General features: G+C 60.9%; 14 protein-coding genes. 11 read left to right on the top strand and 3 right to left on the bottom strand.

Annotated features, from left to right (window positions below; translation table 11 throughout):
- Positions 1-3: 3 nt before the first annotated feature.
- A complete protein-coding gene (locus tag ACFXKN_RS27315) occupies positions 4-2148 on the bottom strand; it encodes a DUF262 domain-containing protein (RefSeq protein WP_379434090.1) in 2145 nt (714 codons plus the stop codon).
- Positions 2149-2215: 67 nt separating this feature from the next.
- On the opposite strand from ACFXKN_RS27315, the gene ACFXKN_RS27310 reads away from it, so the two are divergent.
- The 5 genes from ACFXKN_RS27310 (at position 2216) to ACFXKN_RS27290 (ending at position 8790) form a co-directional block, all read left to right on the top strand.
- Complete coding sequence (locus ACFXKN_RS27310) at positions 2216-2761, top strand: hypothetical protein (RefSeq protein ID WP_379434089.1); 546 nt, start codon at positions 2216-2218, stop codon at positions 2759-2761.
- A 1671-nt stretch (positions 2762-4432) separates the two neighbouring features.
- Positions 4433-6055, top strand: a complete 1623-nt coding sequence (locus ACFXKN_RS27305) for a hypothetical protein (protein WP_379434088.1) — start codon at positions 4433-4435, stop codon at positions 6053-6055.
- A gap of 317 nt (positions 6056-6372) precedes the next feature.
- Positions 6373-6891 carry a helix-turn-helix domain-containing protein gene (locus tag ACFXKN_RS27300; RefSeq protein ID WP_379434087.1) on the top strand — a complete coding sequence of 173 codons (519 nt, stop codon included), beginning with the start codon at positions 6373-6375 and terminating at the stop codon, positions 6889-6891.
- 283 nt (positions 6892-7174) lie between these two features.
- Entirely contained in the window at positions 7175-7408 is a 234-nt protein-coding gene (locus tag ACFXKN_RS27295) for an NUDIX domain-containing protein (RefSeq protein ID WP_379434086.1), read from the top strand.
- Positions 7409-7521: 113 nt separating this feature from the next.
- Positions 7522-8790 (top strand): hypothetical protein, encoded by a 1269-nt coding sequence (locus tag ACFXKN_RS27290; protein ID WP_379434085.1) that lies wholly within the window; start codon positions 7522-7524, stop codon positions 8788-8790.
- A gap of 529 nt (positions 8791-9319) precedes the next feature.
- On the opposite strand, the gene ACFXKN_RS27285 is transcribed toward ACFXKN_RS27290, so the two are convergent.
- The gene (locus ACFXKN_RS27285; protein ID WP_379434084.1) at positions 9320-10948 is read right to left on the bottom strand and encodes a DUF6119 family protein; all 1629 of its coding nucleotides are present in this window, start codon (positions 10946-10948) and stop codon (positions 9320-9322) included.
- Positions 10949-11244: 296 nt separating this feature from the next.
- On the opposite strand from ACFXKN_RS27285, the gene ACFXKN_RS27280 reads away from it, so the two are divergent.
- Both ACFXKN_RS27280 and ACFXKN_RS27275 read left to right on the top strand, forming a co-directional pair.
- On the top strand, positions 11245-11370 hold the full coding sequence (locus ACFXKN_RS27280; RefSeq protein WP_379434083.1) for a hypothetical protein: 126 nt from the start codon (positions 11245-11247) through the stop codon (positions 11368-11370).
- 378 nt (positions 11371-11748) lie between these two features.
- On the top strand, positions 11749-13299 hold the full coding sequence (locus ACFXKN_RS27275) for a helix-turn-helix domain-containing protein (RefSeq protein ID WP_379434108.1): 1551 nt from the start codon (positions 11749-11751) through the stop codon (positions 13297-13299).
- A 1283-nt stretch (positions 13300-14582) separates the two neighbouring features.
- Here the strand turns inward: ACFXKN_RS27275 and ACFXKN_RS27270 are convergent.
- Positions 14583-17495, bottom strand: coding sequence for a phosphotransferase family protein (locus ACFXKN_RS27270; RefSeq protein WP_379434082.1), 2913 nt, complete (start codon positions 17493-17495; stop codon positions 14583-14585).
- Positions 17496-17908: 413 nt separating this feature from the next.
- On the opposite strand from ACFXKN_RS27270, the gene ACFXKN_RS27265 reads away from it, so the two are divergent.
- Genes ACFXKN_RS27265 through ACFXKN_RS27250 form a run of 4 tightly spaced genes read left to right on the top strand, consistent with a single transcriptional unit; the run spans position 17909 to position 24630 of the window.
- Positions 17909-19489, top strand: coding sequence for a type I restriction-modification system subunit M (locus ACFXKN_RS27265; protein ID WP_379434081.1), 1581 nt, complete (start codon positions 17909-17911; stop codon positions 19487-19489).
- A complete protein-coding gene (locus tag ACFXKN_RS27260) occupies positions 19476-20282 on the top strand; it encodes a hypothetical protein (protein WP_379434080.1) in 807 nt (268 codons plus the stop codon). Before ACFXKN_RS27265 ends, ACFXKN_RS27260 begins: the two co-directional genes overlap by 14 nt.
- Positions 20279-21523: a restriction endonuclease subunit S gene (locus ACFXKN_RS27255; protein WP_379434079.1), complete on the top strand. Its 1245-nt coding sequence runs from the start codon at positions 20279-20281 to the stop codon at positions 21521-21523. The genes ACFXKN_RS27260 and ACFXKN_RS27255 overlap by 4 nt, the downstream gene beginning before the upstream one ends.
- Positions 21520-24630, top strand: a complete 3111-nt coding sequence (locus tag ACFXKN_RS27250; RefSeq protein WP_379434078.1) for a type I restriction endonuclease subunit R — start codon at positions 21520-21522, stop codon at positions 24628-24630. Before ACFXKN_RS27255 ends, ACFXKN_RS27250 begins: the two co-directional genes overlap by 4 nt.
- The last annotated feature ends 446 nt before the right edge of the window (positions 24631-25076 follow it).

Below are 25076 nucleotides of genomic sequence, written 5' to 3'. Positions count from 1 at the left end.
CGGTCATTCGGTAGTGCCAGCTTCGGAGAGTGCAGTGGTCTTGTTGTCGCCCGTCGGCTTCTCACCGCGGAATGTAGCCCGGACGTCAATGAGTCGCCGTCCGTCCGGGAGGCTCCAGAAGGTCCAGCCGTTGGTCACGCTGCCTTTGACATGACGACCCGCTCCGGAGGGTGACCCGAATGATTGGCCCTCCACTTCCAGTGTGCCATTATCGCGAATGAGGGCTTCACGCGATCGCCAGTTTCCCTGTCGCGGCGTCAATATCGTTCCTGGCGTAAGGAGTCCGGCCGCAACGAGGTCCTTCACCTCGACCCAGTCTTGGCTCTTGTCTCGGGGGTCGACCACCTGCCCGGTATGCCCTTGGGGCACCGGCCACACGGCGAGAAGCACGTCGATGATGCGTTCGGTGCGAGCCTCGATGGCGTCCTCTGCCCACTGCCCGTCGCCGATACTGCTGAGAAGTCGACTGTTGAGCAGCAGGGTGTCGTGTTCTCGAATTGCGTCCCGCTTGAGATCCCAAGCGCCGTTGGACACCTTGGAGTTGAGCGAACCGGTGAGCAAGGTCAGGTTGCCGAGTCGGTGCACATGCGCTCCGCGTTCGATCTCGGCCTCGGGTCCGTCGACAGCCCAGTTGTCCTTCCACTTCTGCGGCAGGATGTGCTCGATCGGGTAGCCGCGTCGCGGCACCTGTGGCTGGTTGGTCACCCGTCTGAACCGGTTCTCGATCGCTTCCATGAAGACCCGCAGACGTGCGACCTTGAAGCGACGGTAGGCGGCTTCAGCAGCGAGCGACGCACGAATCTCGTTGTCTCCGGGCCAGTATGTGCTGGAGACGTTCAGTCTGGACAGGTGCTTGGCAACTCGGTCGACAAGTTCGGCATCGGGTGCATCGTTGTGGATGCGGATGATGTCGGCGACGACGCGGCCCAAATCGGATGTCGTCAGGCGGAGGAACATGCGGCGGACAACCCAACTTTCCACTGCCGCAACGACACCGTCGATGGTGTCGCCGGTAAGCGCACGTTCCGGGTCGTGCAGCCAAACCAGAATCGGTTTGAGCAGTTCGACCTCGAAGGCCTTCATGCGGTACACCGACATCTCGACGGTGGTGAGCTGTCGGTCCTTGTCGTCGGCGGCTAACGTCCAAGCCTCGTAGAGATCGGCCTGCCGTTTGATCGTCGGCAGCAGTACGCCCATTTTCTGTCCACTGTCATGTTCGACGTAGGCCTTGAAGCGCGTAAATGTCTGTTGCGGTCCGATCTCCTCACCGATCCGGGAAATGAGCCATTGGTTGAGGAACAGTGACCCGCGGCTAACCCGGTAGCGCCCAACGCTGACCTCAGTTTCCCAGAATTTTGTGTCGAAAGGCCAGTCTTCGGCATAGGCGCGGCGCGTGTCCGCACCCTCGGCAGCGAGGCGCTGGAAGACGAAATTCTTGATGAGATCGGCGGCGGTCAGTGGGGTTCCGCGCGCGTTGAGAGTTTCGAAGATCTCCTGCGAGTTCTCCACGGCGGTGAGGTTGATGGCCACCAGTTGGAGCCCGCTGGTCAGCACACCGACCAGTGCATTGGCCCGAGCCGAGTAGTCGTCTGCGTCGTATTCGCCGAGCCAGGCAGCGACAGCATCGGCAAAATAGGCGTGGGCACGAGTAATCCGCGCACTTGCGTGCTCGAGCTCGGCATGACTGACCGGCGGATCTGAGTCCATGACCTCATCGAAGGCGGCGTGGTCGCGGTTGGTGTGACGAATCTTCAGCCGTGACTCCCCTGCCGGCACGAAGGTGGCCTGGTTATGGGTCAGGCTCTCCAGCTGGCCCGCGAGCGTGTCTCGGCCAGCGGACTCCAGCACCGAACCAGTCGCATCCATAAGCAACTGCAGCGTCGTCAGGCGCTGCTGGCCGTCGATGATGTTGCTCACCTGCAGGCTGCCGAGCTGTCCGTCCAGTGCTTGGACAACTACAGCGCCGAGAAAGTGCGTTGCCGTGGAATACGGATCGCGTAGCCGCAGCTCAGTCAGGCGCCGGATGTCGTTCCACAGCGGCTCCCATTGCTCCACCTGGTCCCAGACATAGGGTCGCTGGAACAGCGGGACCACCAGCGTCTGTGGGAGGCTGAAGATCTGCATGGGCGTCCGTACGTTCGTCTCCACGTTCTCATCCTGCACCGCGGCACCGACACTCGCGGCGGAAGGTGGACCGATCGCATAGTCTGCGCGAGTGGAGAACGATGTGTCGAGGTATTCGCACGAACCGATTTCCGAGAGTCACCTGCGCCGCCTGGCCTCGATCGCCAAGGACGAATTGGCAGTGTTCTTCGAACGGAACTCTCATCTTGCCGCCTACCGGGACGCCTACCTGATGACTGCGCTGACTCAGGGTGGCGCGCTGCACTATGCCTCCGGCGGCAAGCACCGCATCAAGGACCTCGACCTGCACTCATTCTTCGTGCGGCTCGATCCAGCCAAGACTCAGCTACGTCGACAGCGTCGCGTAATCGACTTCGGGCCATCAGAGTTCGGTCGCCATCCTGATGATGTAAGACTTGGGTTTCGCGGGCGGCATATCGATGGAATTTTTCGACTGGTCGATGGAGTCGAACTCGGCGTCGAGCCGATACAAGCGGTGCAGCACTATCTGACCCGTAGCACCACTCCGACTGCGTTCCATCTGCGCCAAAAGGCCTTAGTAGCCGTAGATCCACCAGAGTTGTTCGGAAAGATCGTGTGGCACAACGAGAAGGTTCTCCTGAACGGCCGACCGTAGCCCCTTTGTCCGGTAGATCGATGTGGCGCTGTCCTGCGGCTGGCAATCGACCGCCGACACGACGGCTTGCTGACCATCGACGCCGAACGGGTCGATGAACATTTACTCCTACGGGTCCGGGGTCGGCGCTAACCCTGAGTGGCCTCCTGCACGGTGAGCAGACCACCTGGCCGTAGGTAGGTAGGGCGCGGCCTGCAGGCCGGACCGTCGGCGACCTTGATGGTGCGGCTGTCGATGTCTGGAGTGGTCGGTTCGCACTGTGGCCCGCTGGGAGGTCGCAGGTTCGATTCCTCGGCAGGACACGCAAAACAAGGGCAACCGGAAAACGCCTGGTCATCGCGGATTCCTATTCGATCTGACGATGCTGGTCGTCGGTCGGCATGGTTCCAGTTTCCCTCTTCGAAGTGCCCACACGGTAGGACGGGTCGAAGTGCGGAACGGGGACGGCCTGCGGGTTCACGATGCCCCCATAGGACACTGACGGTCGAAGCGGGGTTCGGCTATCCGACGTAGAATTTCCTGTCCGGCCGAGGGACGGATCGTCGGGACGGCACGCACACTACTTCTGCCCTCGGGGCGGTCTTTAATCGGGTTCAGTTGCGGGAGTTAGGTGTTTCACGGCCAGATGTCAGATCGACGGGCACGGCGGGGCTGCTCGATCGGGTGTTCGCGCAACGCGGGCCTATGGGCCTAACGTTCCACAACGCGAAAACTCTGACGGCGGTGGGCTGCAGATCCGGGTCTAACCGGTAGGCGCCCGCGCGGCGAGCGCGGGCCCATAGTGGCGGGGGCACCCTGAGGCAGGCCATTTGTCGTGCGACTGCGGATCGCCCAGCGGCAGAGGAGGGTGTTCCGCGCGGGAGTCATCTGATTCGCGAGCGACGATAATGTCTCAGCGGCTACGTCACGGGCGTCCGATGAGCTTTTGACATACAACCGGTTGGGTCGCGAATCTCTATAGGGCTATTGAGCTTTGATCATTGCCGAATGCCGGGGCAGTACTTGCGCTCCCCCGAATGTTGTCACCCCCGGTGCTAGCGTAATTGCAGCGACACAGCAAGGTCGGTCCTTCTACCTCCGTCACGCGACGAAGGGCGGCAACGCCAGCGGATACCTGCCGGTACGTCTCGAGTTCGGGCTGCGCTCGCTGCTGCCGCCTCGGACACATCGGACCTCGTCCGGGCGAACCGAGGGGGAGAGCAGGTCTCTACGTGGCCGATCTCCCTCGATGACATCACGAGCCGTCCAGGTCTATGCGGCCGGGCGGCAACTGGCTCACATTGATCGGAGAAGACCTCGATGAACCCCACTCCCATGGCCGCGGAGTCCGTGCTCCCACGGCCGGCCGAAGAGTTGCCCGTACCGGCACTTGCAGCCGCGACACACAAACTGGCAGACAGGCTAATCGACCAGTTCAAGATGAGCGACGAGGCCGCGCGTGCCTTTGCTATAGCTGTTGTCGATCCATCCGCTGCTCGGCGGTCGATCGATTATCCGGAACGGCTATCGGTTCCTGGTGGGGTGGTTCTGGCCATTCGAGCTGAGGTGTGGTCTCGATTCGTCATTCCGGACCCACGGAATCCCCGCATTGGGCCCGCGCGTCGCCATCCTATCTCTGGCCTTGTCGGACACAGCGAGAGCACTCGGCTGCGTCCGCTACCGGAGCCCAAAGTGGCGCAAGACGGACGTCCTGAACTGATCCAGCAGATTCACGGACAAGAGCATCTAGCCTGGGCGTCGCAACAGGCACGGGATTACGTCATCCAACACAACGACTGGCGGCCGTCTATTCGCCACCAAGGCGTGATGACCGAAGTGTGGCTCGCCGCGACGACATTCGAGGATGCCAGCGGAAACCCGAGCGTCACCGTGCCCGTGACTGCCGAAGGCTCTAGCCGCATGACATGTGTCCACGACCTGCTCGGAGTGAGGTCCGCTGACGTTCCCTACGAGCGCGACGAGCGCAGAATGCGCGCCGAAATTCGCAAACTGAACGATGAAATCATCGCGGCAGGATCGCCCGACCAGGTGGAATCAGAAGCGGCAATCCGAGCACGATGCGAGAAGGTGCCCGCACTGCTGTTGGTCGGCTTCGAATCCCACGGTGACATAGCGTCCGACTTCGGTGTTGCAGTCAAATCGCTGGTGGCCCTGCGGCACGTGGATCCTCCTGAACCCTGGGGCGAAGCAACTGAGAACGAGGCACTTGCCGATGCTGTACTGGACGAGCTGAAGCGGCGCAACCTCATCACGGCGGGAAAAGCCGACTGGCTTGCGGGTGCATTGACGCCAGTCGAGGCGGAGGTGGCAGGTTTCACTGCTGACTCATCAGTGCGGACAGCGGCGATCTTCCGGCTGTTCACCGACCGGAGTCCCCATATCCATGAGGCGGTTCGTGCCGCGGTCACTACTCAGAGCACACGAAAGAAGACGAGCTGGAAACTCGCCAGCGACCTGGCTACATCGCTGATACTGCGCTCCGTATCAGAGGACGACTCGCGCAAACGAGAGCGAATCCGGAAATACCTTAAAGTTTCATTCGATGCAGAATTGGACCAGGGGCCTTGGGAAGCGACATTCCGCAGCGGTGAAGAGCTCACAACGGCGGCCCTAGTCGAGGTCGAGCTCGGGAATCCCGGGCCGGCAACACGCGAACTCGGCGCCCGCGCTGCATACCCGCTCGTCGTTAACCAACAATTGCTTGATCGAGGTCCCCGTGACATCGAACCAGAGGATCGGCGGAATCCAGGGGCTGTGGTCAACCGGATGCGAGTCGCGACGGCGGGCGTTCACCAATTGGGGCAAGCCCTCACCGACCACAATCTGGGTCGCCAGATTCGGTTGGTCGATGATGCCGGGCAGATCCAACGCACTGCGGAGGGACGGGACATCATCGTCAAGAACGCTGGGTTGCGGCATCGCTTCCAGGCTCCAGGCGAAGGCCCCGGGCTCGTTACGGCCCCCCAGACTCCCGCTGAAATCCTCGGAAATGCCTTGACCGCGCTAGGCGGCGCGATTCGAGATGTCGAGATTGCCGTCAGGAAGGTCGAAGCGGTTCGCGCCCACGACGGTATGCCAGCGATCGACGCACTCGGCGCAACCAAGGTGGACTGCGACGCCTGGCAGAACATCCTGTTCGGAACCCTGCAGAAGCTTCCGATCTGGAGTAGCCGAAATGCTCAGCGGCACGGGCTCGCAGCCGGAGACGACGCAGATCTCGAAGACGAGGATCTCGAAGAAGACGACTACCTTGACGACCTCGTAGAAGTACAGGATATCGAGGCCGCAGGCTAGTCAATAGCGCAGGGCCGCACGGGGATTCGTGTTGGGCGGCCCTGTCACCCCCGCTGCTAAAGTCTACAACGCGACACAGACCACCTGTGATGCTCACCTCGCCCAAACCGTGCGAGGGCGATAACGCCAGCCCCAGGTTTGCTCCCTGCGAATACCTAACGGCTGGTACATCTCGGGGCTGACTCGGCCGTCTGCTGCCGCTTGCGCCACACCGGGCCATACCCGGAAGGCACCAAGCGGGTGCGCCGGGACCTGCTCCCGCTCACCCGAGTCCAATCGGAGGCCGAACTTTCGGCCAGAGCTGGAGTGCACGACACATGCTTCCCCCCGAATTCCCCGCATGCAGCGAATACGAGCTTCTCGCTCTGCTCCGCAACGATGATAGGGCTATCTCCCGGCAGCTCGCCGAGGCCGCATGCCGTGGAATGAATCCTGATGCCTTCCACCCCGATGCCGATGATTGCCCAGATTCAGCTGTTCTGGAGCGCTGCGATGGCTGCAGCGCTCGTCTGGCTTGTCTTGCAGTGGCCCTCCGTGCAGAGGATCCCGATACCCGCGAAGGCTGGTACGGCGGGCTCGGTCCGGTCGAACGTGAAGCCGTCGCAAAGCGACTGTCTGCCGATGCTCCAACCGAGTCACGAGTGTCAGACCGCGCAGCCCACGCGGCGCGCCTCAGGGCAGCTGGCTACACAGTGGCCGAGATCGCGAGCAGGCTCGGCTGCTCCGACCGCACCGTCCAGCGCGACCTCCGCACCGCCGATACGAATTCAGGACCGACCGCCGGCGAACTCCGAGTCTCCTCGACTCTCCCTGAATCAGCTGGCACCGCTGCATAAAATGACGGTTTGCCGAGTGTCAACGGACGAGCCCGCCACGATCGAGCAACACCACCACGATCAGCCTGAACCCTTGAGCTGTCGCTACTTTGGGCAGCGAACCGATCTGCGGCAACCACTGGGCAGGTGCTGCACTCGAAGCGAGTCTTGAGGATCGCGGAGCCGGGATGCTGCATTCGAGTTCGGCGTTCGGGCCGATATGGGGGGTGTCCCTATGGTTTTCGTCAACTTGCCGTGTCCGGCGACCAGGCGTGGTGTGCCTGCGTAGATAGTGTTGTGCCCCATGGAGTCTGAACGAGTTGAGGACATTGCCGGACTACCTCGTAAGCGGATGGGTGCGGGGGTGTTGTTCGTCGATGAGCGGGATCGGGTGTTGCTGGTTGAGCCGAGGTATAAGGACTACTGGGAATTGCCGGGCGGGGTCGTCGAAGCAGATGAGTCGCCTCTCGTAGCGGCCGTCCGGGAGATCTATGAGGAACTTGGCCTGAAAGTTCGGTTGGGCAGCAGTTATCCCTAGTGAGGTGATCGCGCGTGGCGTCCAGGGCGCCCGACGACGCACACGGGAACGACTATCTAGCAGAGGCGCGAAATCCACATGCAGTCTTCAGTGCCTTACTCTATAATTTGGTCATGACAAGCAGGTTGAATCTTGCTAACGAACTGTTCCCCGCTTACGCCCGGCTAGTATACTCCCTCGAAATGTCGCTTGAATCTGTTGGTTCATCTTTATTTCAAAACGACGAGCAAGTCGAATTGCAGAAAATGCGCTCTCATCTAACTGCTACCCAAAATGATGAACTCGACGGGCATATCCGTACCCTTAGGGATGTCTTGAATGACTTCATTGGACGTGGACAGGAAAAGCGCGTCACCTACCCTGTGATTATTAAGCCCGAGGACGCAGATGTTGGAGCACTCTTTACTCATTTTACGCTATCTGCTTATATGTCCTTACATAGAAATCGCCGAGATTTCGCGTGCGCGGCGGCCATTGTGTCAATAGACTCTGCATTCGAAATTTACTGCGGCGAGCTATACCGCCACTTCTACAGCACTCGCCCCGCTGCCATCCCCGGTCAGCCGTCGGTTGGGCTGGACCGTATTTTGAGTGCTAACGACAAAGATGAGATTGTTAAGGATGTTGTTGATATGCAAGTAGGAAAGGAGATGCAGAAGTCGGTAAGTGACTGGCTGGAGGCATTGGCACAGCACTGTGACGTAGTGCTGCCAACTAGAACGTGGGCCTGGGGCGATCCGTGGAAAACAATTTGCCGACTGTCTGCATTCAGGAATAGTATTGTCCATGCGGGGGGAGATATTGACAGGCAATTAGTAGATCGACTGTCCAAGATTGGTGAGAGTGCAATCTATTCAGAAAGAATCGGCGATCGCCTTAAAGTTCGCGAGGATGATATTCGCCATAGCGTATCGAAGTATCTCGAAGCAAGTTCGTTGCTATATCTCGGGTTTTGCAGAAAGCAGGCCAGTGCCTCGGGTCGGATGGAGTCGGAGGCTCAAGCATACCTCCAGATTTCAAACATACAATGGGATCTGATCTCTCGAGAAAAGTATTCACTAGCAGCAATTATCGGCTCGTGCAGGAGTCTTTTATCCGATGGAGAGGATTATCGGCCCATAGATCTTGCAACCTGGACATGTGCCGCATTTCTCGGCCAGTCAAGCATGCCTCCAGATATCGAGTCCGTTCCGTGGCGTAAAGACGTGCAATCCGTTCTGCATCGAACTGCAATTCTTGGGACGAAAGAAGATCTGCTCGCGCTGGTTAAGGATGTAGTCGACAAGAATGGTATTCCTCGCATGGCAATAGTTTTACTTCCTGAGTTCTCGCTTGTCAGAAAGATCCTTGCCGATGAACTTGAGTCGCTACTGGTCGAGTGAATGATTCGAGCTCGAAATACTCGAGCACTTGTATGGCTACCCGTGACCGCACTTCGCTACCGAAAAGGTCGGGTGATGATCCACTCGATCACCGTGGGGCTATACATTGCGGCCAGGGCCCCGGCTAGCCGTTCGATCAGCGCGAGGTTCGTCGCGCCGCCAGCCGCGGCGAGGGCATCCTCGTTGGGTGATTTCGGAGTGGGGACCAAATTGGTGGTGGCGGCGAAGCCACGGTTCATCGCCAGCAGTCCAGCCTCGGAGCTCGGCGGAGATCTCGCCGCATCCGGGATCGGCAGGCTGGGTAATCAGGCCGCGCGCGTACCCTCGCGTAATCGCGAACCACCACTGTGAACGGTTCACCGGTGGGGGCTGCGGAGCATAAACATTGCAGCTTGCCAATGAGATCGCCTGTGCTGCATGTGATCTGTTGCTCACGGTCGCTGACGTCGATGATCACCTCGGGTGCCGAGATCGCTCCAGTGAGCATCAGGGTGAGGTCTTGGGTCCAAACGGGGGGTGGGTGTTGGCTTCACTCTTTGAGCACTGAAACGATCGACAGGTCGACACCTCGCGACTTCAGGAGCCGATCCTGTCTGCCGAGGTTGACCTGGGTGAAGGTGAACAGACTGGACGCGTCGACGGGGTTTTTCTCCTTGGCCAGAACCACGACGACCTTTTTCGGTTTGCACTCGTAATCCGCCGGATCATGTCCGGCCTCGCGGATGCGTCGCCGCAGATCTGTTCGCGCCTTCTTGTCGTGGGTGAGAACCTCCGTCGAGACGAGGGCCTGTGCCAGCAGATGGCTGGCCGGCGCCGAAGAGCTGACGTGCTTTACATGGATGAACGTACCGCCCTTCAGCAGAACATCACACGCCTCGAACTTCCCCTTTTTCGTCTCGCCGTTGATCAACTTCCTGTCGAGAAGGAGTCCTCCGAGGCTCGTCGTCAGCGCCTCGTTGTACGCTGCTTCGTCCATGCTCGCCTCCCACCTCGGAGGGCTGGCGATGGGGGCTGATCGCCGGAATATTTCGCGGGTTCGCGCGGCCACTGTGTCGGCGTAGCTCTGGTCCATCAAGTACCAACGCCCGCTGTGCATGAAATACCTGCGGTCGTGACGTTCGACCTCGAAGGTCAGCCACTTCCTTACCGGCATCCGTGGGCTGACGAGGCCGTCGGGGTCCGTGCTCTCGTAAAGTAGAACCCCCACGTCGTTGAGCCGCTTCTTCCAAGCCTCGGGTCCGGCCTTCTTGATCGGCTCTAGCAGGTCCGCGAGGGTTGGCAGCCCGTCCGTTATCCCTCGGTATCCGGCTCCGGTCACTTTGAACGCCTGAGCAAGGCCGAACTCGTCCACCGCTTCATGGGGCCACGCGATACTCAGTCGCTTCGGTGCCTCGGCATCGAGCGCATCGACGAGCACGTCTTCCAACTCGTCGATGAGCGCCTTGTCCCTGATCAGCACGAGCCGTTCAAGATCCGCCAGCTCTTCGCTCGCGGGTGCCCGATCCAGAATCTCTACGATCCTGTCGAGGTTGGCGAGGAACTCGCTCGGCTGCTTCGACAGCGGTAGGCTGAGAGCGTCCGCGCCACGGATAGTAACCGGCTTACCATCGGGGCCTATCCCGTCGATGGTCCCCGACGCGACCACTCGGGTCGCGAGTTCTCCGATGTCCTCGAAGCCGAAGCTCCTCAACGACGCGCCGACTGGTATCGATGACCGGTCGGTCTTCGCAGACTCGTCCAGCGTCACCCTCGTTATCGAGTTCAACCGTGCTGGATCGGCGCACCTGATAGCAACTCGCTGGCCGAAGCCGGAGTCGACGTATCGCTGGTCGAGAAGATGGAAGCCCATCCCGAAGGTGATTGCCCAAGCGAAGTCCGCTGCGGCTTCATCGTTGTCGGAACCGGGAATCACCAAGGCGGCCGCAGCGACCCCTGTGGCTAGTTCGATGCTGGAACCTGAAAGGCCCGCAACAGTGTCCGCCCACTTGACGGGCTTGTCCGGGGTTCGGCCCCAGTAGAGGACGGACCGCCGCTCGCCAACCATGACCTGTTCCTCGGTGAAATCCGAGTACTTCTCCCGGATCACTTTCGCCAGAACGGGACAACCAACCAACCGGTATAGGGTCATCCGTGTCTCGGTACTCGGCTTGCGCGCCAATGCGCCTCCTCGGTGTCGGGTCAGGCAATGAACGTGGTGACGGATGCGCAGGAGTGCTCGGTGAGGTAGACCATTGGTCCAGGGCTGACCGTCGGTAGGCCCTGCGGAACCTCCGGGTTGCCGACGCAGTGCAGGTTCCGCACGCCGTACGCGCGTCACGTCGCGACGTCGCCCAGTCGAGGTCAATGCCAACCCCTCCGTGGTAGCCCGTTATACCAGCTGGCCGGACTTGGGGGACAGCTCTTTTCGACGCGTGCCGTATCGAGTCAGCCTGCCCACCGGCGGCTGAGTTCGGTGTGGGCGGTCACCGATTCACCGCCACCGCGGCTCCGAAGATCCCCGACCTACCCGACACCGTCTGGATCAACCCACCCGCCTCGAACCCCGTCACCGACGAGGAGTCCACCACCACAGCCGCTTAACACCACCCGGTCTCATACGGCTTGAAAAGTTCCGCAGCGCTGAAGATCGTTGACTGGGGTGAACCCCTTGGCTCCGCAGGAGTAGCAGGTCACGCGGCCTGCGTGTGTACGGCCTGGCACTACGACTCGCCGGCATTCTCGCCATGCCGAGCTTCTCGGCTTTGCGACGTTGGAACACGTGAGAGGGAACGAGAGTCTCCGATGTGATGATCTGCGAGCGCCTACTGGCTATGTTGGGTGCAGTTGGGGCCTCGGCCGGGGGCTTCTGCGTTCCGGCGACGTAGCGCTGCGGGACTATCCACCGATGCAATCCGTGGTGATGACAGTATTGCCCCGCAAGACGATAACGACGGCCGAGGAGTTGGAACGTTGATCACGGTGGATGGCCGTACCGACTACGAGAAGGTAGTAGAGCTACTCCAGAACGGCACCGAGGACCGCGAGCTCGATTACAAGTCCTACCTGGACCTGTCGAAAGGCAGCAAGCACTCGGTCGAACTGGCCAAAGACTGTGCAGCCATGGCGAATCTGCCACGCGGGGGCTACATCGTCGTCGGAGCCAAGGACAACGGTGACCTGGCCACTGATGCCGACCCGATCACACGGGAACAGTTCGACTCAGCGACGCTGACCCAGAAGGTGCGCGACTACATCGACGGTCCGATCCACATCACCAGCGCGGTCCACGAGGTGAGTGGCTGGCTCGTCGCGGTGATCCATATCCGCCCCGACGATACCGCCGGCCTGCCGGTGGTGATGGGCAAGCACGGCGGGCTTCCCCAACGGGATGGGCAGAACCGGAACCCGGTGTTCTACGAGGGACAGATCCTGACCCGCCAGGGCTCGATGAACACACCGATGTCGTATTCGCAGTGGGATGATGCGCTCGTTCGCTACCGCGAGCGCATAACCCGGGAGGCCTCCGCGTACACCAACGGCCTGCTGCACCAGATTCTCGACGCCGTCCGGGATCAGGGCTCCGACAGGCCCGTTACCGTCCCGCTGCAGCCGGAGATGGACCTCGCGACGCTGTCCACCGCGGTTGGGCAGAACTTCGAGGCCGGCGCCGCCGGAGTGACCTGCATCCGTCGATTCCTCACCGTCGTGCAGAAGTCGGCGAGGCCTACACCCAGCTCATCAGGCGAAAAGGCCCTGGACCAATTGTGTCTGATCGCTTTGAGTGCGGCCGATTTTCGGCACGACGAGGTCTACGAGCAGGCGATCGGCATCCTCGCTAGCCTTTATACGAACGTCGGCGGATTCGGCGGTCGTGATGCCTACCTGCCTCCCGACATTAAGAACCGCTACCTGCTCGCGGTGCTCGTACGAGTCTTCATCATCGGCAGCCACATGGTACGCGAATCCCACTGGGAGTGGATACCTTCGCTTGTCCGACGACCGATACTTCTGGAACCTTCCTACACGTACCTGACCTGGTTGCGCCACGGCCAGGTCCAAGCCAGCCGCAACGGCCTGATGCGCGCTGACGACCACGGCCGGCCAGGCACCGGAGGCAATATGCTCGCGTTGTGCCGCAGCCACATGCTCGACCGCCCTGAACTGCGAACGGACTGCCCTGACGCATCAATCGAGGTCGGGAGGACCGACGAGCTGTTGGACTCACTGTGCCAGTTCGACATGCTGTGGTGCCTGATCATCGCCACACAGCCGTCGGATCAGATCGGCTACGAATACTATGCCAGCTTCGCCGGATTCTTCGGCGACCGCGCTGAACCGATCTTGGACGAGCTTGTCCGGTCCGAACCAATGCGGCGCACGCTCTTCGCCGACACTGACGACCGCACCATTGCTGCGGCCATGAAGCAAGTCGTCGAACACGCAACGCGCGAATCGCAGGTCATGGGTGTCCACACCGAGATTCGACTCTCACCGCGAGTTGCCCAATTCATCGCCGAAGCAGACAACTGACGACGACACCACAGGTGGTACGTAAAAAATCAAGCGGCGTCCCTGGCCCGGCGTGTACAGGTGTTGGCGCGGATTGACCATATTCTGGTTCCCTCCGGTTCCCGTCCGCCGATACCGCCGAGAACGGCTGGCTACCCACCGCGAGACCTGCGAAGTTCTTGTCTCTGACCACTGCGGCTAAGCGGGTCTCATACTGGCACATGCCGATTGGCTGCTGCGCGAGGCGTGTGTGTCGCTACGCTCGAAGGTGGCCACACCGGCGACAGGTTGGTGGGTTGATCAATCCGTAACCTGATCCCGAACGGTGTGTCACCCTTCGGCCATGACGTCTCCGTCAGCCAGCGATGACCGCCGTGCCGTGCCGATGCAGGCCGACGTAGGTCAGGAATGGATCTACCGTCGGCACGAGTTCGCATCGTCGGAGCGTGTGCGGGTTATGGCCATTGACAAGCGTCCGCGCAGCGTTCGGGTCGAGGTCGAGTTCCTCGACGGCGAGAAGTCTGGGCAGCGGGAGAACACACCCTCAGGTCGGGCTCCATGGCCACTGACACAATGTGGCATTGACCCTGGTTAACAGGTGTGATGTGAACTTAGACAACGTTAGTCATATTCACCGTGCTCGGTGACGATGTTCTTGTGACGCTTCTCTGAGGTGCCCGCAGAGGTTCTCCACAGCTGCCAGGTAGTCGATCGAATGTTGGACACCAAGGAGGTTGGACGACCGCGCGGACGGCCTGCGCCTGCAAGACAGGACCGAATATGTTGCCGGTGGCGCCGGTGATTCAGCAGCCTGCCGAGTCGTCGTCGCCGTTCGCGTCGCCGCCTAAATCAATCCTCAAGCACGTCAACATATCCCGACGTCGTGCTGGACATCCACCTATGGTTCGTGACTGGATCCACGTGCGTACCGCACGGACCGTCGGGAGGGAATTTCTGTGTCGGGGACAGGTGCACCAGCACCGCTGGTGGATAGGGTCGATGAGTTGGCGGCGTTGTTGGCGGCCGTCGACCGTTCGGTCGAGCACCGGGAGGCACGCGTCATCGTTCTGCGTGGTGAGGCCGGGTCGGCAAGACCAGCCTGCTGACCAGATTCGCGCACGAGGCGGCCGAGCGGCACAGCGCCGCGGCGACAGTGGTAGCCCGGTGCCTTCCGAGTATGTTCGCCACCGGGTGCTGAGTGTGGTGTTCAACGGGGTTTCGCCAGGTTCTTCGGCACGGTGGACTTCCTCATACCCTCCACCCGAATCATCGCTGGTTAAGTCAATGCCCATCGCTTTCGCAGGTCAGAATCCGTTCCAGCGTTGCTGGAGATTGCCGTCACGGAGCGAGCTGATGCGGTGAGTGAATTCTGTTGCATGGCCCGGGCTTACGTCGATGAGTTGCATGAGCCAGGTGGTCATGGTGAGTTCGCGCGCGGCCCGCAGGACGGGGAATTGGGGTTGTTGTGTGACGTCGCGGCCGTAGACGCGGACGAATTCGGTGTAATCGGCGGCAGGTGTGCCCAAGCGGTCGACTGCGATGGCGAGGCTGGTGGTGTCCCATTGCCAGGGGCCGCGGGCGGCGACTTCGAAGTCACACAGCAGTGGACCGTTGGCGGTGGGGATGATGTTGCCGCGGTGTGCGTCGCCGTGGATCACGCCGAGGTCGGTGAATTCGAGTGCGTCGTAGCGTGTTCGGAGGTCGTGGTGCATATCGGCAAGGAATGCGACAGCGGCGGGGTCGGCGTTGCCGGCGTTGGCGAGCCTGCCCGGGACGGCGGCGAACGGGTCGAAGAGGTCGAGGGTGAACTCCGGTGCGGGCAGAGCGTGGAAATCGCGGAGCAGGCCGGCGAATTGGTCGATGGTGACTTCGCCGTCGGGTTCGACGAGGTTCCAGTAGGTGACGACGCGGCCATCGACGCGGACGGGTTGGGGGAGGTGTTCGGCGACGCGGACGGCGGGGTAGTCGTGGTAGGCGAGCCAGCGTCCGATCGCGAGTTCTTTCTCGACGCGGGCGAGGCGTTGGTCGCTGCGGGCGACGACGTTAGCGTGGGGCAGGGCGTAGATGGCGTTTTCGCCCATCCGGATCAGGCGCGCGTCCTGGATCGGGATTCCGGTCTCGCCAGCGGCGAGTTCCACTGTGCGGTAGGTGGATTCGGCAGAAAATGAGTCGCTGCTCGGGCCGGACATGCCGCCGACTCTAGCCGCTGACATCGGGTTGACGGGAGGATTGAGACCCAGTGCAGCACGACGCCGACCGATGATCTCGCGCCAAGCGTGGGCGACGGAGTCTCGGCCGCCGATCCACCGTGCCCCAGACGCTGGGGGATCGGGTTGCGTGACGGGGAGGAAGCTCACGATCTCGCGCAGGTAGCGGTACTCGCCGTTGTTCGTGCTGAGTTCGAGGTTGGTCAGTGCGTCGCGCAGTTGCTGTTGGTCGTCGCGGATGGCGTGGTGGAAGCAGACGACAAACCGCAGGTAGGCCAGGGCTGAGCCGAGACCTGCTTCGGTATAGGCGTGTTCGAGTTCGCGGGCGTGGGTGGTGAAGTCGCCGTCGGCGCCCACCGATTGCAGCAGGACCGCAGTGCGGACTTGTGCTTGGGCCCAGGTTTGGTGGACCTCGCGAAGCAGATCGTTAGCTCTGGCGATCTGGCCGGTGGCGCGGTCGACGTCGTCGAGGGCCGCGGCGAAAGCCAACCCAGCTTGGGCGAGGGCGGCGATGCCGGCTTGGTCGTTGTCGAGGGCGACCCGGCGGGCGGTGGCATAGGCCGAGCAGGCCAGATTGAGGTTGCCGTGCACCCACCACAAGTGCCCCAGCGCGCGGTAGTAGTTGGAGTCGTGATCGAGGCCCTCGAGCGTCGACAACGCTTGGGGAAAATCGCCGAGGTGGCGGGCGATGTGCGACAGCCCGCGCAGCGCTGGCCGCGCTAAAGGGCTGTTGCCGTCAGCGACGCGGCGCATGTTGGCAGCGGATTCCTCGTGCAGGGTGTGTCGGGGTCGTTGCTGACGAAGGGGCGCTCGACGAGGTTCAGGGCTGGTGCGTCGTAGCCGAGCCGGGAGGCTTCGGTCGCGAGATCGATGGAGAACGCGTCGAGCAGGCTGACTGTTCGGAGCACGATCCGTTCGTCGGCGGTGAGGTCGCGGATGACGCGGGCGACGAGTGCGGGAAAGTCGCGTGGCCAGGTATTGTTCGCGGTCGTCGTCGGAGAGGTAGCCGACGAGGTGTTGGCGGGGTTCGCCGACGGCGGTGGGCGCGAGTTGGGGCCAGCGGTGTCGGCCTGCCCAGTCGAGTTGTCCTTCGAGGGTTTCGTCGTCCCATTGGAGTCGGTTGCGGCCGGTGATGATGAACAGGGCGTTGGGCATCAGCCACACCATCCGCTGATACAGCTTCTCGATCTCGCGGTAGCCGCGCTCGGTGACGTCTTCGAAGGTATCGAGCAGAATCACCGGTGTCGCAGCATGTTTGGCGGGGATCTGTGCCAGGTCCCAGGCCAGCAGGTGCGGGAAGTAGGAGAAGGTGTCGATGTCTTGTGGCGCTTCGAGCAGATCCGGTAGCCGAGCGCACCGGGACAACGCCAGTGACTTGTCACGTCGCTCCCGCAGTGCTTGCGCGAGACTGGAGACGAACCCGACAATGGTGGCACCTGCCGCACTGGGCAGCTCGATAGCCTGGGAGAGATCTTCGACCGCAGTGCGCATGTCCTGCGGCAGTCCCATCGAATCCGACATCCGGCGAAGGAATCCGTGCCGCCGCAGGTAACCTTCCAGCGGCTCTCCCGGGTGGTTGACCTCCCAGTAACAGCGCAACGCGACATCGAAGGCTCGGAGTGGTTGGCCGAGTCGACCCATCGCCAGCCGCACCGCCAACAACGCGTCCTCGAACGACACCTCACCTTGGCGGGCCAGGTCGATCCGCACGGGTACCAGCGGTCCGACCTCTTGGGGCAGGCGAGACCAGGAGGCGACCGCCTGTCGTTCACCGGTGGCGGCCATTTGAGCTTCGAGCTTTTTCGAGAATGTTGTCTTCCCGATCCCGCCGACGCCGTAAAAGACCAGGACGTTGCTGCGAGGGCTGACGAAGTCATCGACCCGCACCGTGGGACGCGCGGCGACGTGGGCGCGGATGCTGTCCACGACCGCGGCCCACTCGTCGTGACGGTTCGCGAAGACGTCGACGGCGGCGACGTCATCGCCACCGGAGCTGAACAATGAACGCAAGTCCGTGGAGCCTGACACCCCGTACCCCCAAGCCGATCGTGTCCACCGATATGCGGTGACACAGACCGATCATACGGTGCGGTGCGAGAACGTCGATCGTAATCAGTAGGTAGGCAATATCTTTCGATGTAGTGGACGTCCAGGCGGCCGCCAACCTGTACACGCGCCCGGCCGAGCCGTATGCGTGGATCGGGCACCGTCGGGTCACCTGTCGTCGCTGCGATGTCCGTAGTCCGTAGTCCGTACCGCACAGGGTGTCGGCCTCACCGTTCATGGTCTCCCGGGCCGCGTCGCGGCTCCAGGCGTCCAGAGCTGGCGCGGCAGTCACGTCGTGTCGGCGGCCGCCGGTAGCCTGTGCCCACCACCTCACAGCAACGTAATCGCGCCGTGGCGCGGAGGAGAACAACTGCAACATGGCAACCACAACCAAAGAAGGACAGCGCGCCCAGCTGCATAAGACGATCTGGCGGATAGCGAACGATCTGCGCGGCAGCGTCGATGGGTGGGACTTCAAGTCCTACGTGCTGGGCATGCTCTTCTACCGGTACATCTCCGAGAACCTCACGGCCTACATCAACAAGGGTGAGCATGAGGCAGGTGACGAGTCGTTCGACTTCACTCGAATGTCCGACTCGGAGGCGGAGTTCGCTCGCGACGAGGTGGTCGCGGAGAAGGGCTTCTACATCCTGCCGTCCGACCTGTTTGCCAACGTTCGTAAGCGTGCAGCTGCCGACGAGAACCTCAACGAGACGCTTGAGCGGGTGTTCAAGAACATCGAGGGTTCGGCGCTTGGCACCGACAGCGAGGACGACATCAAGGGCCTGTTCGATGACATCGACGTCAACAGCAACAAGCTGGGAGCGACCGTCGTCAAGCGCAACCAGAAGGTGGTAAAGCTGCTCGACGCAATCGGTGATCTGCCGCTGGGGCGGTTCGAGGACAACTCTATCGACTTGTTCGGCGACGCCTACGAGTATCTGATGCAGATGTACGCCGCCAACGCCGGCAAGTCCGGTGGTGAGTACTACACGCCGCAGGAGGTCTCCGAGCTGCTTGCGCGCATCGCCGTCGTCGGCAAGAAGCAGGTCAATAAGGTCTACGACCCAGCTGTCGGCTCGGGGTCACTGCTGCTGAAGTTCGACAAGGTGCTCGGCAAGAACAACGTGCGCCAGGGCTTCTACGGTCAGGAGATTAACCTGACCACGTACAACCTCGCGCGGATCAACATGTTCCTGCATGACGTGAACTACGCCGATTTCAACCTCGCGCACGGTGACACTCTGATCGACCCGCAGCATTGGGATGACGAGCCGTTTGAGGCGATCGTGTCCAACCCTCCGTACTCGATCAAGTGGGAGGGGGACGCGAATCCGCTCTTGATCAACGACGAGAGGTTCGCGCCCGCTGGCGTGCTGGCGCCGAAGTCGAAGGCGGATCTCGCCTTCACGATGCACATGCTCAGCTGGCTCGCTGTCAATGGGACGGCGGCCATCGTCGAGTTCCCTGGTGTGCTGTACCGCGGGGGAGCGGAGAAGAAGATCCGCAAGTACCTCGTCGACAACAACTACGTCGACGCGGTCATCCAGCTGCCGCCCGACCTGTTCTTCGGCACCACGATCGCGACCTGCATCTTGGTCCTGAAGAAGTCGAAGAAGACCAACGACGTGCTGTTCATCGACGCCTCTGGCGAGTGCCACCGTGTCGGCAACAAGAACAAGATGTTCGAGGAGCACCAGGGCAGGATCCTCAAGGCGTTCACAACGCGCGAGCCGGAGGACCATTTCACGAAACTCGTCAGCAACGAAGACATCGCCGCCAACGACTACAACATTGCCGTGTCGTCGTACGTGGAGGCCGAGGACACGCGCGAGGAAGTCGATATCACAGAGTTGAACGCAGAGATCGCGCGCATCGTGACACGTCAGGCGGAGCTACGCACGTCGATCGACGACATCGTGGCAGATCTGGAAGCAGGAGGATATGAGGTTGTCTGACCTGCTTTCCAAGGCACCCGATGTTACGGCAGCTCAGGTTGAGGGCTTCCTTTCAGATCGTCCGCTCGGGTGGGGGAAGCACAAGAGGATTCGAGTTGGAAAAGTTATCCATAATTTTCGTTGCCATGTATGCGGTGATGTGAGGCCATTCGAGTCGGCTGATGAGCTCTCATGCCTGGGTGTGGGGGACAATCAGGTCAGCATCGACGCGACTCTGCGTTGCATGGTATGTCGTTCATCGGTAGAGACCTGGTTCCTGGTTGCTTCGACTGGGCTGCTCCACAATAGAGCCCCAGAGGTTCGAGTCGAGAGATACACCGAGAACCTGAGGGACCGAGCCGAACGTGTCGATGTCGCTGCTGGCCCGTTCGCAGACCTTGTCAAGCGTGCACATCTCGCATACGAGAATGGCCTTGGTGCTGGTTCGGTGATCTACTTGCGCAAGATCTTCGAGAAGGTCACGTGGGAAGTTGCAGAGATATTGGGATTGGAGACCGTTAAACGGAACGGGAATCCGCGGCCATTCGCGGTAATTCTCGAAGAGGTCAACAGTGTTCGCAGTATTATTCCCCAACGCTTTTCAAGTGATGGCTATCAGCTGTTTCGGGAGTTGAGCGGCATTATCCATGGTGATTCTAGTGAGGCTGAGGCACTTCAGAAATTTAAGCCATGCCTCCAGTTGGTTCTTGGAGTCGTCGACGAAGTCAACCGGGACAACGTATTTGCCCAAGCAATTGACGAACTCGGCTGGAACATTGAAAGCGTTGGTGCGCTTGCGGGTGAGGAGGTATGAGCATGAACCATATAAACGAGCTGATCCAGGAGCTGTGTCCAGTGGGTGTGCCGTTCGAGCCCCTTGCGGCAATCGGGCAGTGGTACGGCGGTGGTACGCCGTCGAAGAGTAAGCCGGAGTATTGGTTGGACGGCTCGATCCCGTGGGTGTCGCCAAAAGACATGGGACGACGAATCGTCGATTCGTCAGTTGACACCATTACGGAGGCCGCAATTAGGGAGTCGGCGACGAAGCTCGTACCGCCGACCTCAGTTGCAATGGTTGTGCGTTCCAGCATTCTTGACCATACGTTCCCGACTGCGCTCGTACCGGTGCCAGTTGCGCTCAATCAGGACATGAAGGCAGTTGTTCCGCGGAAGGATGTGCTTGCTGCATATCTGGCTCACACGCTGAGTGCTTGTGGGGCGGAGATTCTTCGGACGACAAGTAAGTCGGGTGGTTCGGTCACATCGATCAACAGCCCTCAGCTGCTGGGATTTCGTATTCCCGTCCCGCCTCTCAAGGTGCAGCAGGAGATCGTGCGAGTATTGGATAGGTTCACTCAGCTGGAGGCGGAGCTGGCCGCGGAGCTGGCCGCGGAGCTGGAGGCTCGACGCCGCCAGTACGCGTACTACAGGGATACACTCGTGCGCGATGGGGGATCCAAGCGTGCACGTCTCGCTGATCTCGGCACGCTCGTCCGAGGCCGCCGATTCACGAAGAGCGATGTTGTCGAGTCGGGGATCCCGAGCCTTCACTACGGCGAGATCTACACGGATTACGGTACGTGGGCGGACCGCGCCCTCCGCCAAGTCCGAGCCGAGCTTCGTGACCAGCTTCGATACGCGGAGCCCGGGAGTGTCGTGTTCGCCGGCGTCGGAGAGACTGTGGAGGACGTCGGGAAGGCTGTCGCCTGGCTCGGGAACGAGCCGATCGCGGCGCACGATGACACGTTCGTCTTCGCGTCCGATCTCAACCCCACGTACGTTGCATACGCGGTCCAGACTGCCGATTTTCACAGGCAGAAGGAGCGCCATGTGGCGCGAGCGAAGGTCAAGCGGCTGTCCGCAGCGGGGCTCGGTGCGATCGAGATCCCTGTTCCGTCGATTCAGGAGCAGGAACGGATCGTCATGGTCCTTGGCCGATTCCACGCCCTCGTTAACGACATCAGCATCGGCCTCCCTGCCGAGCTCAGCGCACGCCGCAAACAGTACGCACACTATCGCGACCGTCTTCTGACGTTCAAGGAGCTGTCAGAATGAGTGCGGCAAGCGTGCGCAAGTTTGACCCGATCGCGATCTCCTCTGAGAGCACGGTCGTCGCGGAGTATGTTCCGGAGCCGGCGAAGGCTTCGACGTATCAGTCGGAGGCGGCGCTTGAACGCGAGATGATTCGCCTCTTCGAGACGCAGGCGTACGAGTACCTCCCCATCGCCAGCGAGGCGCAGCTAGTCGCGAACTTGCGTGCCCAGCTTGAGGCGCTCAACCACATCACGTTCAGCGATACGGAGTGGGAGACGTTCTTCTCGACCAAAATCGCCAGCCAGAACGATGGCATCGTTGAGAAGACGGTTCGCATCCAGGAGGACCACGTCCAGATCCTGAAGCGGGACGACGGGTCGACGAAGAACGTCACGCTGATCGACAAGAAGAATGTCCATAACAACGGCCTGCAAATCATAAACCAGTACGAGGTCGGGCAAGGTGAGGGCGGCGCAACCTATGCGAACCGCTACGACGTGACGGTCCTGGTCAATGGCTTGCCGATGGTGCACATCGAGCTCAAGCGTCGCGGCGTCGATATCCGCGAGGCATTCAATCAGATCAACCGCTACCAGCGCGACAGCTTCTGGGCTGGCTCGGGCCTATTCGAGTACGTGCAGCTGTTCGTGATCAGCAATGGCACGTTGACGAAGTACTACTCGAATAGCACCCGCGCCAAGCGCATGGACGAGGCCAAGAAGGCAAGGGGCACGGCCAAGGGTAAGCAGTCGAGCAACTCCTTCGAGTTCACGTCCTGGTGGGCGGACGCCAACAACAAACCCATTGCCGAGCTCACGGCGTTCATCAAGACGTTCTTCGCCAAACACGCCCTGCTCAACATCCTCACAAAGTATTGCGTTCTGACCGCCGACCGCGATCTACTGGTGATGCGCCCGTACCAGATAGTGGCGACGGAGCGGATCCTGCAGAAGATCGATATATCCACCAATTGCAAGAGACTTGGCACCGTCGACGCCGGTGGGTACGTCTGGCATACCACGGGCTCCGGCAAGACGCTGACGTCGTTCAAGGCCGCGCAGTTGGCATCGAAGCTGCCCGACGTTGCCAAGGTGTTGTTCGTAGTCGATCGCAAGGACTTGGACTACCAGACGATGCGGGAGTACGACCGTTTCGAGAAGGGCGCGGCCAACTCGAACGCGTCGACGGCGATCCTGAAGAAGCAGCTGGAGGATCCGAACGCGCGGATCATCATTACGACGATCCAGAAGCTGTCGACGTTCATCAACGCAAACAAGGGCCACGAGGTGTTCTCGGGTCACGCGGTGATCATTTTTGACGAATGTCACCGCTCGCAGTTCGGTGACATGCACACGGACATCACGCGGGCATTCAGGCGCTATAACCTGTTCGGTTTTACTGGCACACCGATCTTCGCGGCTAACTCCGGCAGCGGTGGCAACCCACTATTGAAGACCACGGAACAGGCATTCGGCGACAAGCTGCACACGTACACGATCATGGATGCGATCACGGACAAGAACGTCCTGCCGTTCCGGATCGATTACATCAACACGGTCAAGGTCGGCAATCCTGACGACAAGCAGGTCTCGGCGATCGACCGTGAGAAGGCGCTGCTCGATCCGCGCCGGATCAGCGAGATTACTGCGTACGTCCTGGAGCATTTCGACCAGAAGACGAAGCGCCAGACCGGGTACGAGCACTTCGTTGTCACCAACGTGGCGGAGTCGACGCGCAACCGACGCCAGGCAGAGGTGCTTAAGGAGCGAAAGCGCGTCCGCGGCTTCAACGCCCTGTTCGCTACGGCCTCGATCCAGGCTGCTCAGCGCTATTACCAGCAGTTCAAATTGCAGCAGGAGTCGCTCACACCGGACCGGTGTCTGAAGGTCGGCATAATTTACTCGTACGGCGCCAACGAGGCTGCCGACGATGGCATCCTCGACGATGAGGCCTTCGACACCGACGGGCTGTCGGGCGACGCGCGCTTGTTCTTGGAAGGCGCAATCCAGGACTATAATGCGATGTTCGGCACCACCTATGACACCAGCGCGGACAAGTTCCAGAACTACTACAAGGACCTGTCGCAGCGGATCAAGAACCGCGAGATCGATCTGGTCATCGTAGTCAACATGTTCCTCACCGGCTTCGACGCGACGACGCTGAACACCCTGTTCGTCGACAAGAACCTGCGCATGCACGGCCTGATCCAGGCATACTCGCGCACCAACCGCATCCTCAACTCGGTGAAGCGCCACGGCAACGTGGTCGTCTTCCGCGATCTCGAGGAAGAGACGAACGCGGCGCTGGAGCTGTTTGGCAACAAGGATGCGCGAGGCATCGTCGTCGCGCCTTCGTATGGCGAGTACTACGGCGAGTACTCCGGGAAGGTTAGCGAGCTGCTGCAGTTGTTCCCGGTTGATATGTCGATCGAAGGTGAGCAGGCGCAGAAGGACTTCATCAACCTGTTCGGTGCCGTCCTCCGGTTGCATAACATCCTGACTGAATTCGATGACTTCGAGGGCCAGGACTTGCTGACGGAGCGCCAGCATCAGAACTACCGCAGCGTCTACCTCAACCTGTATGCGGAGTTCCGAACGGCTACCGAGGGGGAGAAGGAGCGCATCAACGAGGACGTCGTCTTCGAGATCGAGCTCGTCAAGCAGGTCGAGATCAACGTCGACTACATTCTGATGCTCGTCGAGAAGATGCGAGCCGAGCGGGGTGATGGCGAGAACAAGGAGATCCGCGCCCAGATCTCACGCGCCGTCGATGCCAGCCCGAGTCTGCGTAGCAAGCGCGACTTGGTCGAGGATTTCGTCGATTCTCTGTCCGTGGATAGCGCTGTGGATGAACAGTGGCAGACATATATTGTTGCCAGGCGGGACGCTGAGCTCGCAGCGATCATCGAGGAACAGAAGCTCAAGCCCGACAATACCCGTGCATTCATCGACGCAGCATTTCGAAATGGACAGGTCCGCACCACAGGCACGGAGATTACGAAGATCCTCCCGCCGGTCTCGCGCTTTAATCGTGAGTCCGGCCACGGTGACAAGAAGAAGCGCGTCGTTGAGACGCTGGTGTGGTTCTTCGAGCGGTACTTTGGGCTGGCTTCCAACGGAGGTGCGTAGGAAAGAAGAGCGACCGATCAACCCAATCTGTCGAGACCAGGACGTGGTCACCATCATCGACGGACCGAATCCGCGCGAGCAGTATCGTCGCCTGCGGGAGGAGCCGTGTTCTTCGGCGGGGGTGATCCAGGTATTCCGGGGGCCGCGCACCACCGGCGGCAAGCCACCCCACCGGGTCGCCGCGATCCAATGGCATGACCGCCACGACGGTCGATACCTCGAGACAGGCACCCGAGCTCGCACTGTCGTCGGCGCGAACTCCGCAACTTTGGCTCACCATATCGGTGTCGACATCGGTCGGGCATTGGAGTTGTACCGGAACTTTCCGAGGACATGGCCACATATCTGCCGTGACCGATCGGCCGCGGCAAGGTTTGGTGGCAGAGACTGGGTACACACAAGGGCGGTGAGTTCCTCGTGATCGACGTTATGGGTGTGGCCCCGGA

Source organism: Nocardia sp. NPDC059195, assembly GCF_042754695.1.
Classification (GTDB): Bacteria; Actinomycetota; Actinomycetes; order Mycobacteriales; family Mycobacteriaceae; genus Nocardia.
Note: the sequence above shows the minus strand (reverse complement) of the source record. Positions and strands in the feature narration are given on the sequence as shown.